Below are 17,184 nucleotides of genomic sequence, written 5' to 3' on the forward strand. Positions count from 1 at the left end.
CTCGGAGCCCGTCATGCGTGCGATGACCCGACACCTGCTGATCACCTGCCTTTCCGTTTTCTCCGCTGCCGGCTGCGCGGCGCCGTTACCACCCATTGCACCGGTGTCCCAGGTGGACATACCGCGCTACATGGGCGACTGGTACGTCATCGCCTCGATTCCCACGCGTCAGGAGAAAGGCGCCGTGAACGCGATTGAGTCGTACGTGCTCCTGCCCGACGGCACCATCCAGACTACCTTCCGCTTCCGGCACGACTCACCCGATGGCGCGCTGAAAATCATGCACGCGAAGGGCTATGTACGGGATGGTACGAACGGCGCGGTATGGGGCATGCAGTTCATCTGGCCGATCAAGGCCGAATACATCATCGCGTGGCTGGATCGGGACTACCGCACGGTTATCGTGGCGCGCAACAAGCGCGACTACGTGTGGATCATGGCAAGGTCGCGGACCATCCCCGATGGGCAGTACCAGGTGCTGGTTTCACGTGTAGCGGCGCTGGGCTACGACGCCAGCCAATTGCGCAAGGTGCCGCAGCAATGACGCAGGGTACGCTCATTCCGGGTCAGTAAACGCGCCATGCATCCAAACGCTGCCGGTCTGCGTATAAGCAACAAGGCTACCGGAATGCCCACATGCCCGTTCACGCGTCCAGCTTCATGCTTTCTGCTGGCTCTCACCGGCATGTGTCGAGCGTGGCGTCATCCATGATCGTCGCAAGGTGCCGAATACGCGGCATGCGCCTCGGGAAGGTTGGGTATGATGGCCACTGACCCCGTCACTCCCAAAGTGACGCCCATCGAGGCGATACGACGCGTGTCCATGCCGGCCAACCACGCTGCTGACGATGCGGGTTATTGGGCTGACCAGATGGCCGCCGTATCCGCGCGCCGCGACGTGGAGTGCTTCATGCACATCTACGATCACTACGCGCCGCGACTGCAACGCTATTTGCTGGGGCTGAACGTACCGGCGGCACAGGCGGAGGAACTGGTGCAGGAGTCGCTGCTTCGGCTCTGGCGGCGATCCGCGCAATTCGACGCAGCGCGTGCCAGCCTTGCGACATGGCTGTTCCGCATCGCGCGCAATCTGTACATCGACAGCGTGCGCGGTGAACCGCACTGGCTGCCGATCCAGGATGGCCTGGAACAGCTTGACCTGGAATGCACCGACTCCACCACCAGCAGCACCGAAGCCTTTACCGACCAGGCCGGCCTGAGCCGCGCCATCGACGAACTACCCGCGCCGCAGGCGCGCCTGATACGCATGTCCTACTACGAAGCAAAAAGTCACAGTGAAATCGCCCACGAACTGAGCATGCCCCTGGGCTCGGTCAAGTCCAACCTGCGTCGCGCGTTTGCCAAGCTGCAAGCAGGCCTGAGGCCATCGCGATGAATCCGCATCATCATCTCGATGCCTCCACCGTCATTGCGTACTCGGCCGGCGCGTTGCCCGCCGCCTTTGCCGCCGTGGTGTCGGCGCACCTGAGCATCTGCAGTGCCTGCCGTCAGCGGTGGCTGGATGCCGACCGAGTCGGTGGCCATTTCCTCAAGCAACAGGAAGGCGCGCCGCTTTCTTCGACTGCGCGCGCGAGCATGCTTGCGCGGCTTTCCGGCGAAGAGCCCGAAGGTTCTGCGGAAGTGGCCGTATCAACGACGCACGATCCCCATGCGTTGCCAAAGCCGCTGTGGCCGTATTTCGGCGAAACCTATCAGGCATTGCGCTGGCGCCTGATCGGCCCGGGCGTGCATCACATTCGCGCACGCGATGTCACCGACAGTCATCTCATGCTTCTGCGGGTGGCGCCCGGACGCAGCCTGCCCATGCACAGCCACGGTGGCAACGAACTCACCATGATTCTGCAAGGTGCCTACGACGACTCGCTCGGCCACTTCGCCCCCGGTGACGTCGCCGACCTGGATTGCGACGTGGAACATCAGCCGGTGACGTCGCCCGGCGTGCCGTGCATATGCGTCGCGGCCACGGATGCTCCGCTCCGCTTTTCCGGCTGGCTGGCCCGAACGCTGCAGCCGCTGTTCAATCTCTGAGCCGCCAGGCTGCCGCCTACAGGCCCAAAGCGTTTGGTGTAGCCTTCCGGGCGTTCGGCTGTGCGCTTCCCCTCGTGCGGACAACGGGCAGACATCCCACAAGAACGTCCAGGACACAGGAGCTTCCCATGAAGGTCTTTCTGGCAGTCGTGTTGCTGTTGGGCTGGATTCACCCCGCACTTGCCGAGTCACCCATGCCCTCTCCGCTGACCGGACGATGGGCGGTCGATGTATCACGACTGCCGATGGCCCCCGAGGCCAGGCCCAAAAGCGTCACGATCACCTTTGGAAGTGCCGGCGAAGGAAAGTGGTCCACGGAGGTGGATATCGTGGATGCCGCCGGCTCGGAGAATCATTCCAAGGGAACGGCGACGCTTGACGGCACACCCGCTTCCGTCACGGGAAACAACGAGGCCGATACCGCAGCCTTTCGCATGCCGGCGCCCAACGTGCTGATCATGGCGCTGTCCAAGGGTGGCATACCGGGATCGACGCGGATCTATTCGGTGACTGGTGACGGCAACTCGCTCATCGAAACAGCCGTCTATTTCGGTGATCACGGTGTACCGATCATGCGGACGCATTACTTCACGCCGGTACGTTGAGCGGCAGGAATGGCCCGTTCGGCCGTTACGTAGCCACAGGAACTGGCATGTCCGCGATGGCCGCGGACATGCCAGGCTTCCATTACTTCGTCGTGGATGACTTCACCGGCTTGCCATCGATGAAATCGCGTACGGCGGCAATGGTGGTATCGGGTGCTTCCTCCATCAGCCAATGGCCGGCGTTCGGAACCACAAGCCCGGTGACGTTGTTGGCCGCGTTGCGCATCACGATGGCCTCGTTGTCGCCGAACGACTTCGCACCGCCAATGGCAAGCACCGGCATGGTGAGCTTGGTCGACAGGCCTGCCTTGTTGTCATCGGCATCCTGGCGAATGGCGCGAAACTGTGCGAATGCGGCGTGCATGGCGCCCGGTTTCGCGTAGAGCTCGGCGTAGTGCTGTCGCGTAGCTTCATCAACCTTGGAAGGATCGCCGGCAAATTCGTTCCAGAAACGGTCGAGGTAGATGCGTTCGCGACCGGCCACCAGGCGCTCCATGTCCGGACCGCCGAAATCGAAGTGCCACAGGGCGGGCCAGCGCACGATCTGATCCCACGGCGGAATGCCGGGAACCGGTGCATCCATCACGATCAGGCGATCGGTCTGCGTGGGGTAACGCGCGGCATAGGCGTAGGCCACCATGGTGCCGATGTCATGGCCCACGACCACCGCATGGTCGATGTGCAGGGCAGCCAGCACGTTGTGTACATCCGCGGCCTGCGTCCGCTTGTCGTAGCCTGCTTCCGGCCGGGAAGACAAACCCATGCCACGCAGATCCGGCACTACCACCGTGTGGTCGCGAACCAGGTTGGCCGCCAGCGGCGCCCACATGTCACCGGTATCGCCAAAGCCGTGCAGCAGGACCACGGCAGGCCCCTTGCCACCGACGCGCACATGGATGGTGGCGCCGTCGACCTTGATGTCTTCGATTTTGAATTGAGCGGGGAATGGTTTTACTTCGGCCATCGCCGGAAGGCTGCTGAAGAAAAGCAGGCATGCAGCAAGAACAAGGCGAATCATTGACTGACTCCCGTCATGAAGAAGGTGCGTTGGATGGAGGCCCCAGAGAGGGCGAAGTGGAAGCGCCACCCCGCCCTGGACCTTAGTTCAAGGGATACCGGGTTACGTGCGCGTGATCGACGCGCCTCCATCGACCAGCGATGCCGTGCCGGTGACAAAGGTCGAGTCGTCCGACGCGAGGTACAGCACGGAGCGCGCCAGCTCTTCGGGTGTGGCCACGCGCTTGAGAGCATGCAGGTTGGTAATGAATGCCTGCGACTCGGCCGTGTTGTTCATGTCGCGATACATGTCGGTATCCACGGCACCCGGCAGGATGGCGTTGACGCGGATGCCCTGCGGGCCAAACTCCGCCGCGAGCGCCTGGGTAAGCCCGATGAGGCCCGACTTGCTCGCGGCATAAGCGGCAACCCCGGGGAAGGCAAAGGAATGGCCAACGAACGTGGACGTGAAGATTACCGAGCCACCGCCGTTCTTCTGCATCTGGGCGATCTGGTGCTTGGCACCGAGAAACGAACCGGTGAGGTTGATGGCCAACGCTTCGTTCCAGCCGGCTTCGCTCACTTCAGTGCTGGCACCGGCCTCGCCCAGCGTGCCGGCATTATTGAAGGCGACGTCCAGACGTCCAAAGCGCGCCACGGCCAAATCGACCAGCGCCTTGGCATAGGCTTCCGATTTCACATCACCCGCGAGTGCCACGGCCTGACCACCTGCCGCTTCGATCTCGCTGACCAGCGAATCAAGTTCAGCCTGGCGGCGGGCGCCGACCACGACCTTGGCACCCTCGGCGGCAAACAATGTGGCCGTCGCGCGACCAATACCGGAACTGGCGCCGGTAACCAATGCAACCTTGTTGATAAGACGAGACATGGGGTTTCTCCGTTAGCGAAGGGCTATGCGCTTTACGCGTTGGAGAAAGATTGAACCCGGGGCGTGGGAAAGACGTATCAGGCCCGAAGGGCACCATGTTCGAAATATTCGAACGTGTTCCCCGGGCGCTCAGGGAACCGTGGCCGCTCGAATGTAAGCGGTGCCCGCCAAGGCGACCGTCAGGCCGGCGGTGCCCTTGTCGATCACGGCGAGAAAGGCCGCCCTCGCCTCGCCTGCATTTCGCTTCTGGCGGAAGGTCTGATGACCATGGATGAGCGCGACGGTCCACGTTGCCAACAGCAGGCTCGCGGCCAGGCGCGCGTCGGCGTCTACGGCCTTTTTTCCCGTGCTTTCGGCCAGCGCGTCGGCAACGACCTGCGCGATCTCGTCGCGTATGGCCCTGGCGCGCGCCTTCAGCGTTTCGCTCGCTTCGATGGTCTTCACGAACCCCTGGCTTGCCGTGGAGAACCGCACGTAGGGGCTCTGTTCCTCCACCAACCGGTGAGCGAGCAGGCGAAGTGCCTCGATGGGTGCAACGCCCGGGTCACGTTGCAGCAACGTGGCGCGCAGAAGTTGACGCAGCTCCTCGTCGCGATCAAAAAACATGTCTTCCTTCCGCGGGAAGTGATTGAACACCGTCATGCGGCCGCCATCGGCCGCGGGGGCGATCTCATCCACCGTCACGTTGTCGAAGCCTCGATCAAGAAACAGGCGCGTGGCGATATTGGAAATGCCCAGGCGCGTGGCGAGGCGCTTGCGGGTGCGACGGTCGGGTGGAGTTGACATGGATGGCATCATCCCACATTTTATGTACTGAGTACATATTTGGATGTCGTACATGAAGTCGATCGACGTGGTAGTGGTTGGCGCGGGCCCGGTGGGCCTGCTGACCGCCATTGAGCTCACCCTGGCTGGCGCCAGCGTGCTCGTGCTGGAGCGCCTGGCCACGCCAAGTCCAGCCATGAAAGCCATGGCGCTTGGCCCGCTGGCGTGTGAAGCCCTGCAACGCCGCGGCATGGGCGCCGCCATCGCCGGGGAAGAAGCCCGCAACCTGGCTGTGATGCAACAGTTCACCGAGCAGAACGGCGCGGATTGGCGCGCGAGGATGGGCAAGTACAGCGGGCACTTTGCCGGCCTGCTTATCCGCAAGGATGCGCAACGCGAGCCACAGCGACGCGTCCGCGCCGTCAACCAGCAAGGCCTGGAGGCCATGTTGGGTGAGCGTGCACGCGCACTCGGCATCGATGTGCGCCGCGAGTGCGATGTCACCGGCCTGGAGGCAGACGACGATGGCGTGACCGTCACTTGGGCATCGCCCGCAGGCGAACAACGCCTCCGCTGCGCCTATCTGGTCGGTTGCGATGGCGGACGCAGCCCCGTTCGCAAGATGGCTGGCTTTGCGTTCCCCGGCACCGCGCCCACCACGACGTTCTACCAGGTGATGGCCGATATCGATCATCCCGAACGCTTGCTGCCGCTTGGCTGGCGTCGCACCCCGCGCGGCGTCTTTTCCTATGGCCCCGTACCAGGCCGACTGTTCATGCTGGACTTCAGCCGCGCGCCCGAGAACCGGGAGGCGCCGGTCACACGCGAGGAAGTCGAAGCATTGCTTCGGCATATCAGCGACGCGGACGTTCGCGTGACAGCGCTTGAAAGCGGAAGTCGTTGGGCCGACAACACACGGCTGGTGGATACCTATCGCCAAGGCAGAGTGCTACTGGCCGGCGACGCGGCGCATGTGCACTCCCCCTTCGGCGGCCAGGGCTTGAGTCTTGGCTTGCTGGATGCGACGAACCTTGGATGGAAGCTGGCTGCCGTCATCCGTGGCGAGATGCCCGACAGCCTGCTCGATACGTATACCGCCGAACGGCGCCCCGTGGCCGAAGCGGTGCTGGCCAATACGCTGGCCCAGGCAGCCCTGCTTCGCCCCGATCCCCAGTCGGGTGCCATGCGGGAACTGATGACAGAGCTCATGCAGGTCGATGACGTCAACCAACGCATCAGCGACATGGTGCGTGGTCTGTCCACGCGCTACGACCTGGGCACGACACATGACGACGTGGGACAGCTCGCCAGTGACCTGCACCTGGGCGACAGCACGGCCTCACTCTATGACTTGATGCAGGAAGGTACCGGCGTGCTGCTCGACGCAACATCAGGCAACGCGGCTTCCGCGCTCGCACAAGCCAGCACGCAACGAGTGCATTGCGTTGCTGTCGACCAGGGGCCGTCCATGTTGATTCGCCCCGATGCCTGCATTGCCTGGGTGAATGCGGAGGCCACCACCCACGGTTTGCCGGAAGCGCTGCTGCGCTGGTTTCGCCGAGGGGATTGATCAGTACGCGCGCAAATTCTTGACGACATTGCTTGCGTTTATCTTCGATGCAAAACATGACTCCAGACAGCGCCAAGGCGAGTCGTGGCGCGAACCTTCATCGAATGCCATTCGATGCTCGATACAAGAAAATGCGCTTCGACCTTGCACAAGACTTTCGAATGTCGTCGAAGCGCGCAATGACGAACGCATCGACACGGCTACTTAGATTGAAAGCACTATCACTTCCGTGCTGCGCCTTGGAAAGGCACGTGCAAGCAGGCGGCTGTTTATGGGTAGCGGGCCCGTTGTGACAGTGGTCGAGCGGAACGCAAGGGGACATTCCGAAGACTGATATCGCGATATGCGGTGGAGGTTGCCATGCGCCAATGGTACGAGACGGCGTTTCGACACGTGCTCTTTCCGGCCTATGAATCGGTGTTGCGACATCGCTCCACGCTGTCGTGGCTGGAAAGCTATGAGTCCGATCAGTGGCTGTCACCATCGGAGATAGCAGACATACAGTGGTGGCGCCTGAAGCTGCTGCTGGAATTCGCCTATCGCGAGGTGCCCTACTATCGAAAGCAGTGGCGAGCCCTGGGCATGACACCCGGTGACATCACCAGCATGGATGATTTCTCCGCCCTGCCCTTGCTTACCAAGGCAGATGTACGCGCGAACTTCGACGACCTGAAAGCGACGTCCATGAAGGACGAGTTGCTTTACAAGACCACCGGCGGCTCCACGGGAGAGCCGACGCGCTTTGGTTACTCTCGCGAGAGCAACAACCGGCGCCATGCAGTGATGTGGCGGGGCTACAAGTGGGCCGGGGCACCGCTAGGCGCGCGCAGCCTGATGCTGTGGGGCGCGGGTGTCGGGACACCGTCGGTGAAGCAACGCGTCAAGGACCACGTTTACCACGCCGTGTTCTCGCGCCGTGTCGTCAACAGCTTCCACATGACCGAAGCCAACATGGCGCAATACGCCGACTTCATTGATGCGTACCAGCCTCGCGTCCTGCTGGGCTACACCGGACCGCTGATTCGCCTGGCGCAGTGGCTGCGCGATACAGGGCGGCAAGTGCATCGCCCCGCAACGTTCATCTCGTGCGGGGAAGCCATGCACGAGTTCCAGCGCGAATTGATCGAGTCCGCGTTCGGCTGCCCCGCGTTCAACACCTACGGCTGCCGGGAATTCATGCTTATCGCGGCAGAGTGCGAGCAACATGAAGGCCTACACATCAACAGCGATCATCTGGTGGTGGAACTGGCCAAGACGGCCGATGCGCCACGTGATGGCGAGTCGGGCGAGGTCGTGGTGACCGATCTGTCCAACTATGGCATGCCGTTGATTCGCTACGCCACGACGGATCTGGCGACACCTTCCCACCAGACCTGCAGCTGTGGCCGTGGCTTACCCCTGATCAAGCAAGTGGATGGCCGCGTGCTCGACGCGATCCATACCCCCGACGGACGCGTGCTTCCCGGCATGTTCTTTCCCTTCCTGTTCAAGGAAACCAAGGGTGTCACCCGCTACCAGGTCGTGCAAAACCAGCTCGACCGGCTGGATCTGAACATCGTTCGCGGCCCCGCCTTTGACGAGGACTCGCTGGCATTCATCAGGCACGAGCTCCACAAGGTGCTGGGCGACTCGGTACAGCTGGCATGCCATTTCGTCGATGACATCCCGCTGACCCGCAGCGGCAAGACGCGGCTGACCATTTCCGATCTCAAGCCAACCGTCTGAAAGAAGGCGTGCCCCCAGCGGTACACCGGCGCGCGGGCCCGCAGCAGGGCGGGCCTGCCCGTGCGGGCCGCCTTGCCGCCCTGCCATTCGGCACCTTCCCGCGGGGATCTTGGCCAGCCCCCTCTTTTTGCTGTCAAACAGCGCTGCTAGCTTAGGCGGCGGTGGTTCCGCACTTTTGGGGTAACGATGGACACACAGGCAGCAGCGGGAACGGCAGGCGCTCCGACAGCGGCAGCTCGGCGAGCAGCGCGGCGTGTCTCCATCGACTACCGCGCCAATGGGATGCTCCTTGGGGTGGTCGCGATGGCCATGCTGATACAGCTTTTTGTGTGGCCTTTCCTGTTGCGGGCATGGGGCCTATCCATGCTGTGGATTGCCGTGCCATTGGTGGTGCTGACGCCCATGCACTGGGGGCTGATCCATGAATCCATCCATGGAAAGCTGTTGCCTGGGCAGCGCCTCAACGAATGGGTGGGGCGTGCCTTGGCGATTGCCTTCCTGCTGCCGTACGACGCGGCGCGTTTTGGCCATTTGATGCACCACCGTTTCACGCGCGAATCCTATGACCGACCGGACGTGCATGAAGGCGCGTCACATCGCGTGCTTGCCCGTCTCGGCTACTACGCTCATCTGCTGGGTGGCCTTTACCTGGGTGAAGTGGTGCTGCCCCTGCTCGCCTTCTTGCCGGCGCCCTTCGTGGGAAAACTCGTTGCACGCAAGCTTCGCAGCGACAACCCGGTGGACCGCGATATCCAGCGCATGTTCGTCGGCTTTGCGGCCAACCGGGATCGACGCTTTCGCATACGGCGCGACTGGCTGCTGTCGATCGCGCTGCATGGCGTAGCGTTCTATTTCTACGGCGCGTGGTGGCCGGTGCTCGCAGCCACCATGCTGCTGCGTGGCATATGGCTTTCCGTGGCGGACAACCTGCCCCATTACGACGTGATGCTCGATGAACCCGAACGCGCACGCAATTTCCGCGTGCACGCCCTGTGGCGTCCCGTGTTGATGAATCATCATCTTCATCGATTGCACCACCAGTATCCGACGCTGCCGTGGACGGCGCTGCCGGCGCTGGCCCGTGAAGAAGCCGATGCGTCCGCCCGTGCGACGGACGCGAGTTACTTCCGATCGGCGCTGCGGCAATTCAGCGGGTTCGGCCGCTTGCGCTGAAGGCGCGGCGCAGGCGTCAGGCCTGCCCTGCCGGTCGATAGATCTGCGCCACCGATCCCAGCGGGAAGGCTTTCGAGCTGACCAGCGTGAGCGGCCTGGGTGCGGGCAAGTCCGAGAAAATCGGCACGCCCCTGCCCAGGACGATGGGATGCACCATCAAGGCATATTCATCGACCAGGTCATGCGCGATCAGGCTGCGCGCAAACAAGGCGCCGCCAAGTGCCATGATCGGCTTGCCGTGCTGAGCCTTGAGCCCTGCGATTTCCACGGCCAAGTCACCACCCGCCACATAAGCCTCGGCCCAACTTTCCGCACCGGCCTGGAGCGATCCGGCGTTACCCGCCCTGGCCACCTCAAGTGCGTCAGCGACACCCTGCAGGACACCCGTCCCCTGCCTGGAAAAAACCGCCTTCGGTATCTGGTTCATCGGCGGTGCGAAGGGGCTGGCGGACGTGACCCAGAAAGGCGCCATGTCCTGGAACGAACGACTGCCCATGATGATCAGGCCAGCGTTCGACAGGTTCTGCACCTTCCAGGCCATGGCTTCCTGGTCACCGCTGAATATCCATTTGACGTCACCATCGGGACTGCTGACAAAACCATCGAGTGACATGGACATGGAAAGGATCAATTTTCTCATCGGCGTTTCCTCGTACTGATGGGCCCCGAGTAGCACCCCGGATCAACCCGATTCCAACGAGCCGCCTTCGTCCAACCCCAGGAATGACCGGGTTGGCCGTTGCAAGGGCGTCGGCGTTCATCATCACGACGAACCACCAACGCCGAATTCGACACGCCCGACAAGATCACAGGTTCTCGCGCATGATCTCCACGACGTCCGCGCCACGGCCATGAAGAATGGCACGCATGGAATACAAGGCCATGCCCACCGCCGCTTTCGGTTCGATGAAGGGCGGCCGGAACAGCTCCAAGGGATTGACCTTCACGTTGAGCAACGCCGGACCCGGCTGTGACAACCATTCGTCGATGGCGGCATCCAGATCGGAGGCTTTGCTGACGGTTTTGCCCCACAAGCCCATGGCCTCAGCCACTTTGCCGAAATCCGGGTTTTTCATGCGGGTGAATGTATCCAGCATGCCCTCGGACATCTGCTCTATTTCGACAAAGCCGAGCTTGGCGTTGTCGTATACGGCGACTTTAACCGGTATGTCTTCCTGGATAGCGGTGAGCAGTTCGCCCAACAGCATCGATAAGCCACCGTCTCCGCAGAGCGCAATCACCTGACGATCCGGCTCCGCCTTCTTCAGGCCCAGCGCACCGGGCAGCGCGGTGGCCATCGTGCCGTGAAGCAGGCTTCCGAACACCCGCCGCTTGCCGTTGGTGTCAATGCAGCGCGTCGCCCAGAAAATGGGCGTGCCGTCATCGGCAGAAAACAGAGCATCGGGTGCAGCGCGCGCACTGATGGCAGCCGTGAGGTAGGAGCCTGGGATCGTGTCGTTGTGCCCGGGCACCCATTGTTTTTTCCAGGCTTCCTTGTGTTCCTGAAAGCGACGCACATAGGTTTCCTGGAACGTACCATCCGCCTTGGGTTTCAGTAGCGGCAGCAACGCCGTCAACGTGTCTTTGACATCCCCTACCGCGCCCAGCGTGACATGGTGTCGTCGCCCCAGATGGGTGGGATCGAGGTCGATCTGAACGATTTTGGCCTTGTCGGGGTAGAACTGGCGCCAGGCGAAATCAGCGCCCAAGAGCAGCAAGGTGTCGCATTCGAGCACGGCCTTGTACCCCGCCTCGTTGCCAAGGATGCCTGTCATGCCGACGTTGTAGGGGTTGTCGTGCTCCAGAAAGCTCTTTCCACGCGACGTATGCGCCACGGGCGACTTGAGCCGTTCGGCAGTGGTGACAATCGCCTGCAGTGCATCTTCGCAACCGGAACCGGCGTAGATGGTTACCTTGTCCGAAGCGTTGAGAATGTCTGCAATTTCCGCGATTTCTGCATCGTTGGGGCGAATGGTGGGGCGCGGTGAGTGCACGCGATACGGGTAGTCTTCGTGGGCCTCGGCATGCGATACGTCGACGGGAACAATCAGCACCGCGACACCCCGCTTGGCGATAGCCGCCTGGCATGCCATCACCGTCTTCTTGCGGGCCTGGTCCGCGGTCATGATCATGTCGCAGCACACCGAGCATTCCTTGAAGACGGATTTGAAATCCACTTCCTGGATGAACTCGAATCCCATCTCGCTCATCAGGATGCTGCTTGCGATCAATACCACCGGTGAACGATTGCGGTTGGCCTCGTACAGTCCGTTGATGAAGTGCAGGCTTCCCGGCCCGCAGCTACCGGCGCAGGCGGTCAGCTGGCCGGTCAGCAGCGCTTCGCAACCTGCAGCAAATGCTCCCGCTTCTTCGTGGCGAACATGCACCCAGTCGATAGAACTCTTGTCGAGGTGCTCGGCAATCAAGTTCAACGTATCGCCAACGATGCCGTAGCAGCGTTTGACTCCGGATTGCTCGAGGACTTCAACAATAATTTCGGCGACCTTCTTGCTCATGGCGCGCTCCGCGTTATGACACAGGGAAGAAGTCCCGTTGCAACACCGACGGGATCAGTGCAGGCGACTCGCGCTCCGTCCCCAAAAAGCCAAGCGCTGCTTGCCGAGAGGCTACGCGAACAGCTGTCTTCGTCAGGTGGATGGGGCGGACGCATCTAACGCGCAAGATCACGCGACGGCGCGCCGGAGATGCAGAAGGAACGCCGAGGTACCGCCCTGCCTGCAAGCAGGATCGTTGAGCGCCTGCGATCACAGGCCCGTGCCTTGCTCTGCGCTTGCTTCGGCGGCATCACCAACGGGGCACGAGGTGCCCTGTCAGCTCGATGCGAACGGGGTCAGCGCAGGGTTTCACGACACAGTGACCGGACAGGACCACCACTTCACCTATAATCACCAGGCCAAGGGGGCACCAAGGGGAAAGCGATGAGCCATGCCATCGGCCTGGGGCCGACGCTCATAGTCGATGACGATGCATCCATGCTGGATCGACTCACCGCGTTGCTGAAAACGGTGGAGGGCACACCGCCTCCGCTGTGCGCACGCAGCGTTGCCGAAGCACGACGCGTGTTGTCGGACACTCCCGTGCTGTATACGGCGCTGATTGACCTGGGACTGCCTGATGGCAACGGCGTGGACATCATCGCCCAGTTGCACAACCAGCGACCTGAAGTGAATTGCGTGGTCATTTCCGCGTGGGAAGAGGAAGCCACAGTGCTTTCCGCGTTGCGCGCCGGCGCGTGCGGCTATCTGTTGAAGGAACGCGATGACGACGAGCTGCGCATGGCCCTGCAAAGCATTTCACGCGGCGGCGCCTCGATTGATCCCTTCGTGGCTCGCGGCATTCTTGCGCTGATCTCCGCCACGACGGATATCACCCCGCCTCCGTCTTCAGGCACGGAAACCACGGGCATCGACCGGATGTCACAGCGGGAAACCGAGATTCTCCAGCTGGTGGCCCGCGGCCACAGCAATCGCGAAATCGCCGGTCTCACCGGACTGTCGCGCCTGACCGTCGAGAGCTATACCAAAAGCATTTATCGCAAGCTCGCCGTGAGTTCGCGCACGGCCGCGGTGTTCGAGGCACGCATGCGCGGACTGCTGAGGTGAACCGCTGGCTGCGCTGCATGGCATTGTCAGCCCTGCTGCTTGCGCTGGCCGCCTGCTCTCGCACGCCTCCGGTCGAACACGCTGCGTCGGGCATACAACAGCTGGATCATGCAGACGCCGCGCCAGCCGACTGGCATTCCAGCGTTCCACCGGACACGGGCTGGGTGCCTGTGACGCTGATGGACGTGTGGACATCGCATTGGCCCACCCATGACGGTGTGGTGTGGTACCGGTTGCGCTGGAATGCCGCCAGCGCAGATACCCCCATGGGCCTGCTGCTCGACTATGTCTGCCTGGCGGACGCGGTCTATCTCAACGGCAGCCTTGTTCATCGCGATCAAGCCCTGGTGGAACCGCTCGCACGCAGCTGGGTGAAGCCGCAATATTTCCTGCTCGACAAGCCACTGCTACGACAAGGCGAGAACGAACTTCTGGTTCGCGTTTCCGGCCTGGCCGCGTATCAGCCAGGCATGGGCACCGTAACCGTAGGCGATGCCCAAACCGTCTCAGCGCTGTATCAGCAAGGCGTGCACTGGCGCTACGACATCCCGCTGTTCAACCAGGCCATAGGCGTCGTACTGGGCGCACTGTTCGGCATGTTCTGGCTGGTGCGCCGGGAAGACACCGTGTACGGCTGGTATGCGCTGAGCGCGCTCTTGTTCGCCGGCTACGGATTCAACTTCATCGCACCCAGCGTGTGGCCGTTCGCGAGCACGGACGGCTGGGAGGCGTTCAACGCTTTTCTCTACGCGGCGGCGGCATCGAGTTTCGCCATCTTCCTATTGCGTTACTGCCACCTCAAAGCACGGGGGCTGACGCGTACGTTGCTGGCCTTCAATGCTATATCGTTGACCTACGCCCTGCTGTGGCCAGGCTCCGCGGGCCCACAGCGCAGTCTCATCATCATCGTCGGTGGGCTGATTTATTATTCAGGCATCGTGGCGTTCATCGTGAACGCAGTACGCACGCGCCGCACGGATCAACGGGTGCTCGCCGTCTGCCTGCTGATTCCGCTGCTTACGTCACTGCACGACTTCCTGCTCTTCTTCGGCATCATCCGCAGCAACCTGTACGTGCTGGCGTTCACGTCCCCGCTTACGCTGATTGGCATGGGTTTCGTGCTGGCCCACCGCTTTGCTGCTGCCATGCGACGAGCCGAAGGCTTCAACGTGGAATTGCAACGCGAAGTGGCAACGGCTACGGACAACCTCTCGAACACGCTTGCCCGCGAGCACGAACTCGCACTGGTCAACACGCGCATTGGCGAGCGCCTGAACCTGGTTCGCGACGTGCACGACGGTTTCGGCGGGAGCTTGCTCAGTGCTATCGCCGCATTGGAACGATCGCCCGTTACATCAGAAACGCTGCGCACTACGGCGGTGCTGAAGCAGCTGCGCGACGATCTTCGCCTGATCATCGACACCACCACGACCGGTCCCCACACCGACTTGCCAGGGTTGCTTGCACCGTTACGACATCGATGGAGCCAGCGCATGGAAGCGGCAGGCATTGAAAGCCAATGGCACATGGAAGGCATCGAGCAGGTTCGGCTGGAGCCGGCACGCAGTCTCGATCTGCTCCGCTTCCTGCAGGAAGCCATGACCAACGTGCTTAAGCACAGCGGCGCCGGTCACGTGGCGCTGACCCTGCGCCGCACCGACGCGCGGTTACTGGCAGAAGTGCAAGACAACGGCTGTGGTTTTGACGAAACCACGCACACCCAGGGCGTGGGCCTTGCCAGTCTGCGCGCACGCGCCGAGCGACTGGGCGGTGCCATGCATTTACGCAGCCGCAGCGGCGAGGGCGTGGCCATTGCACTGGATGTGCCGCTGCACATCCACTAGTGCCCAAGCGGGGATGTCCGGCGCCCACCCGCCTTTCCATTCAAAGCGGCATCACTGGACCGCCGTGAAGCAACCCATTCCATGCATGGCTTCGTCACATCGCTTACTGGATACGAAACGTTGCGTCCATGGCAGCGGGCGTGTGGCAAACATTCATGACTGTGCGTCACATGCTCGCCGAAAGTTCACACCGGGTTGAATAGTCGCTGCGCAAGCTCTCGGCCACCTGTTGCCACCCTCGTGAAGGGGCTGACCATGACCAAGCGACTGCTTACCCTGATGATCGGACTGACCTGCTTCGGCGTTGCCGCGGCGCAGGATGTACCCTCTTCCGCACCACCGGTGACGAGTGCCACGCAGACCACCACGACCACCGTCACCACGTGGACGGACACCATGCCCACGGGAGCCTTGACGGAAGATGCCATCAAGACGTCCATTGCCAATGCCGGATACAAGGAAGTGAAGGATCTGAAATTCAAGGATGGCGTGTGGCGTAGCGATGCGCGCGGCGGCAACAAGAAATGGGTCAAGCTGGCGGTGGGTCCGGTGAATGGCCGCGTGTATCCTGCCGACGCACCGTCCAAGCTCAACGAGAACGAAGTGAAGGCCAAGCTGGCCGGCGACGGTTATGAAAACGTCGGTCACGTGAAGTTCGACGAAGGCTTGTGGAGCGCCGACGCCAAGACCACCCATGGCGCCGATGTCGCCGTACTGGTCGATCCCAACGACGGCACCGTGGTCGCTCGTTCCCACGATTGACGAGTTCACGCTTCGACGCTTCGGCAACCCGGCGCCCTTGACGCCGGGTTGTTTTTTGGCGGATTGCCCAGGCGGCGTGCCCGAAAATATCCATGAGTACGGCACCGCTTGGCCTTCCGCGGTGGACACAATCGGACATTGGCGGCATCCGCTGCCCTTTCGCCACCGCACGCCATTGGCCGAGCGCCAAAAGGAAGGAACCTCATGAAGCCATCCGCTCTTGCACTGTGCCTGCTGCTCGCAAGCGCGGGTGCGCATGCCTCGTCCGACGTTTGGCAGCCTTCCGCCGGCCACACGCAAACTCCCTTATGGCCCGGCACACCGCCGGATGCGAAGCCTCTGCCGGGACCCGAGGAAAGTCACACCAATCCCAAGAACCTGATGGGCGGCAAGACCGTCACGGCGATCACCAATGTGTCGCTGCCCACGATGACCGTCTACGCGCCGCAGGGAAAGAACACGGGCGCGGCGGTTGTCGTGTTTCCGGGTGGCGGCTTTCAGATACTGGCCATGGATCTTGAAGGATCGGAAGTCTGTGACTGGCTGGTCACCAAGGGTGTTACCTGCGTGCTGTTGAAGTATCGCGTCCCCGGCTTGCCTTACGACTGGCACTGCAACTGCCGCCCGCACAACTACCAGTTGTCGATGCCATCGCTGCAGGACGCACAGCGGACCCTACGGCTTGTCCGCGCCCATGCCAGTGAATGGCATATCGACCCGCACAAGATCGGCGTGCTCGGCTTCTCCGCAGGTGGTTATCTGGTTGCCGAGACGAGCACCAACTTCAATCGCCGTACATATACGCCTGTCGATGCCGCCGACAAGGAGAGCAGCCGACCCGACTTTGCTTTGGCCATCTATCCAGGCCACCTCTCGAATGACAAGGGCATGTTCAACACCAACGTTCGGGTGACGCACGACACGCCGCCCACGTTCATCCTGCAGGCGGAAGATGATCAGGTGGATGGCGTCGAACAGGCGCTGGCCTACTTCACCGCACTCAAGAACGCCGATGTACCGACCGAGATGCATCTATACGCGCACGGCGGCCATGCGTTCGGACTCAGGCCGACGGACAACCCGATCACGCACTGGCCCGCCCTTGCCGAAACGTGGTTGCACACCATCGGCGTGATTCCGGCGAACGACGCACCCTGAAGCGCTTGTCCTGCCGCCAAAGCCA

The 17,184-nt window shown here is 62.1% G+C and carries 16 protein-coding genes; 11 read left to right on the forward strand and 5 right to left on the reverse strand.

The window, feature by feature from the left end; translation table 11 throughout:
* Positions 1 to 13 precede the first annotated feature (13 nt).
* The 4 genes from DK366_RS10260 to DK366_RS10275 all read left to right on the forward strand — a co-directional run bounded on the left by DK366_RS10260 (position 14) and on the right by DK366_RS10275 (position 2,654).
* Entirely contained in the window at positions 14 to 544 is a 531-nt protein-coding gene (locus DK366_RS10260) for a lipocalin family protein (protein ID WP_109125464.1), read from the forward strand.
* A 279-nt stretch (positions 545 to 823) separates the two neighbouring features.
* Positions 824 to 1,396 (forward strand): sigma-70 family RNA polymerase sigma factor, encoded by a 573-nt coding sequence (locus DK366_RS10265; protein WP_232821006.1) that lies wholly within the window; start codon positions 824 to 826, stop codon positions 1,394 to 1,396.
* Positions 1,393 to 2,049, forward strand: coding sequence for a ChrR family anti-sigma-E factor (locus DK366_RS10270; RefSeq protein ID WP_109125466.1), 657 nt, complete (start codon positions 1,393 to 1,395; stop codon positions 2,047 to 2,049). The genes DK366_RS10265 and DK366_RS10270 overlap by 4 nt, the downstream gene beginning before the upstream one ends.
* Before the next feature lie 128 nt (positions 2,050 to 2,177).
* The gene (locus DK366_RS10275; protein ID WP_109125467.1) at positions 2,178 to 2,654 is read left to right on the forward strand and encodes a hypothetical protein; all 477 of its coding nucleotides are present in this window, start codon (positions 2,178 to 2,180) and stop codon (positions 2,652 to 2,654) included.
* 82 nt (positions 2,655 to 2,736) lie between these two features.
* On the opposite strand, the gene DK366_RS10280 is transcribed toward DK366_RS10275, so the two are convergent.
* From DK366_RS10280 to DK366_RS10290, 3 genes are all read right to left on the reverse strand, one after another.
* Positions 2,737 to 3,672, reverse strand: coding sequence for an alpha/beta hydrolase (locus tag DK366_RS10280; RefSeq protein WP_109125468.1), 936 nt, complete (start codon positions 3,670 to 3,672; stop codon positions 2,737 to 2,739).
* A 102-nt stretch (positions 3,673 to 3,774) separates the two neighbouring features.
* The gene (locus DK366_RS10285) at positions 3,775 to 4,539 is read right to left on the reverse strand and encodes an SDR family oxidoreductase (protein ID WP_109125469.1); all 765 of its coding nucleotides are present in this window, start codon (positions 4,537 to 4,539) and stop codon (positions 3,775 to 3,777) included.
* A 129-nt stretch (positions 4,540 to 4,668) separates the two neighbouring features.
* A complete protein-coding gene (locus DK366_RS10290) occupies positions 4,669 to 5,379 on the reverse strand; it encodes a TetR/AcrR family transcriptional regulator (RefSeq protein ID WP_198651503.1) in 711 nt (236 codons plus the stop codon).
* Here DK366_RS10290 and DK366_RS10295 point away from each other — a divergent pair.
* The 3 genes from DK366_RS10295 to DK366_RS10305 all read left to right on the forward strand — a co-directional run bounded on the left by DK366_RS10295 (position 5,378) and on the right by DK366_RS10305 (position 9,772).
* On the forward strand, positions 5,378 to 6,874 hold the full coding sequence (locus DK366_RS10295) for an FAD-dependent monooxygenase (RefSeq protein WP_109125602.1): 1,497 nt from the start codon (positions 5,378 to 5,380) through the stop codon (positions 6,872 to 6,874). The two genes, DK366_RS10290 and DK366_RS10295, sit on opposite strands and share 2 nt — an antisense overlap.
* Positions 6,875 to 7,234: 360 nt before the next feature.
* The gene (locus DK366_RS10300; RefSeq protein ID WP_198651504.1) at positions 7,235 to 8,599 is read left to right on the forward strand and encodes a phenylacetate--CoA ligase family protein; all 1,365 of its coding nucleotides are present in this window, start codon (positions 7,235 to 7,237) and stop codon (positions 8,597 to 8,599) included.
* A gap of 363 nt (positions 8,600 to 8,962) precedes the next feature.
* Positions 8,963 to 9,772: a fatty acid desaturase gene (locus tag DK366_RS10305; protein ID WP_232821001.1), complete on the forward strand. Its 810-nt coding sequence runs from the start codon at positions 8,963 to 8,965 to the stop codon at positions 9,770 to 9,772.
* 16 nt (positions 9,773 to 9,788) lie between these two features.
* Here DK366_RS10305 and DK366_RS10310 read toward each other — a convergent pair whose 3' ends face one another.
* On the reverse strand, positions 9,789 to 10,412 hold the full coding sequence (locus DK366_RS10310) for a dihydrofolate reductase family protein (protein ID WP_109125472.1): 624 nt from the start codon (positions 10,410 to 10,412) through the stop codon (positions 9,789 to 9,791).
* Positions 10,413 to 10,578: 166 nt separating this feature from the next.
* A complete protein-coding gene (locus tag DK366_RS10315; protein WP_109125473.1) occupies positions 10,579 to 12,288 on the reverse strand; it encodes a thiamine pyrophosphate-dependent enzyme in 1,710 nt (569 codons plus the stop codon).
* A gap of 423 nt (positions 12,289 to 12,711) precedes the next feature.
* Between DK366_RS10315 and DK366_RS10320 the strand changes: the two genes are divergently transcribed.
* The 4 genes from DK366_RS10320 to DK366_RS10335 all read left to right on the forward strand — a co-directional run bounded on the left by DK366_RS10320 (position 12,712) and on the right by DK366_RS10335 (position 17,159).
* Positions 12,712 to 13,395 carry a response regulator transcription factor gene (locus DK366_RS10320; RefSeq protein WP_109125474.1) on the forward strand — a complete coding sequence of 228 codons (684 nt, stop codon included), beginning with the start codon at positions 12,712 to 12,714 and terminating at the stop codon, positions 13,393 to 13,395.
* A 17-nt stretch (positions 13,396 to 13,412) separates the two neighbouring features.
* The gene (locus DK366_RS10325) at positions 13,413 to 15,239 is read left to right on the forward strand and encodes an ATP-binding protein (RefSeq protein ID WP_157956499.1); all 1,827 of its coding nucleotides are present in this window, start codon (positions 13,413 to 13,415) and stop codon (positions 15,237 to 15,239) included.
* A gap of 255 nt (positions 15,240 to 15,494) precedes the next feature.
* Entirely contained in the window at positions 15,495 to 16,001 is a 507-nt protein-coding gene (locus tag DK366_RS10330) for a PepSY domain-containing protein (protein ID WP_109125476.1), read from the forward strand.
* A 204-nt stretch (positions 16,002 to 16,205) separates the two neighbouring features.
* On the forward strand, positions 16,206 to 17,159 hold the full coding sequence (locus DK366_RS10335) for an alpha/beta hydrolase (RefSeq protein ID WP_109125477.1): 954 nt from the start codon (positions 16,206 to 16,208) through the stop codon (positions 17,157 to 17,159).
* Positions 17,160 to 17,184 lie beyond the last annotated feature (25 nt).

The organism is Dyella sp. C11, assembly GCF_003121485.1.
In the GTDB taxonomy this organism is placed as follows: domain Bacteria; phylum Pseudomonadota; class Gammaproteobacteria; order Xanthomonadales; family Rhodanobacteraceae; genus Dyella.

What these genes read in the sequence shown, in the direction of transcription:
- DK366_RS10260 (WP_109125464.1), top strand. Translation starts at nt 14, where the DNA reads ATGCGTGCGATGACCCGACACCTGCTGATCACCTGCCTTTCCGTTTTC.
- DK366_RS10265 (WP_232821006.1), top strand. Translation starts at nt 824, where the DNA reads ATGCCGGCCAACCACGCTGCTGACGATGCGGGTTATTGGGCTGACCAG.
- DK366_RS10270 (WP_109125466.1), top strand. Translation starts at nt 1,393, where the DNA reads ATGAATCCGCATCATCATCTCGATGCCTCCACCGTCATTGCGTACTCG.
- DK366_RS10275 (WP_109125467.1), top strand. Translation starts at nt 2,178, where the DNA reads ATGAAGGTCTTTCTGGCAGTCGTGTTGCTGTTGGGCTGGATTCACCCC.
- DK366_RS10280 (WP_109125468.1), bottom strand. Translation starts at nt 3,672, where the DNA reads ATGATTCGCCTTGTTCTTGCTGCATGCCTGCTTTTCTTCAGCAGCCTT.
- DK366_RS10285 (WP_109125469.1), bottom strand. Translation starts at nt 4,539, where the DNA reads ATGTCTCGTCTTATCAACAAGGTTGCATTGGTTACCGGCGCCAGTTCC.
- DK366_RS10295 (WP_109125602.1), top strand. Translation starts at nt 5,378, where the DNA reads ATGAAGTCGATCGACGTGGTAGTGGTTGGCGCGGGCCCGGTGGGCCTG.
- DK366_RS10290 (WP_198651503.1), bottom strand. Translation starts at nt 5,379, where the DNA reads ATGTACGACATCCAAATATGTACTCAGTACATAAAATGTGGGATGATG.
- DK366_RS10300 (WP_198651504.1), top strand. Translation starts at nt 7,235, where the DNA reads ATGCGCCAATGGTACGAGACGGCGTTTCGACACGTGCTCTTTCCGGCC.
- DK366_RS10305 (WP_232821001.1), top strand. Translation starts at nt 8,963, where the DNA reads ATGCTGTGGATTGCCGTGCCATTGGTGGTGCTGACGCCCATGCACTGG.
- DK366_RS10310 (WP_109125472.1), bottom strand. Translation starts at nt 10,412, where the DNA reads ATGAGAAAATTGATCCTTTCCATGTCCATGTCACTCGATGGTTTTGTC.
- DK366_RS10315 (WP_109125473.1), bottom strand. Translation starts at nt 12,288, where the DNA reads ATGAGCAAGAAGGTCGCCGAAATTATTGTTGAAGTCCTCGAGCAATCC.
- DK366_RS10320 (WP_109125474.1), top strand. Translation starts at nt 12,712, where the DNA reads ATGAGCCATGCCATCGGCCTGGGGCCGACGCTCATAGTCGATGACGAT.
- DK366_RS10325 (WP_157956499.1), top strand. Translation starts at nt 13,413, where the DNA reads ATGGCATTGTCAGCCCTGCTGCTTGCGCTGGCCGCCTGCTCTCGCACG.
- DK366_RS10330 (WP_109125476.1), top strand. Translation starts at nt 15,495, where the DNA reads ATGACCAAGCGACTGCTTACCCTGATGATCGGACTGACCTGCTTCGGC.
- DK366_RS10335 (WP_109125477.1), top strand. Translation starts at nt 16,206, where the DNA reads ATGAAGCCATCCGCTCTTGCACTGTGCCTGCTGCTCGCAAGCGCGGGT.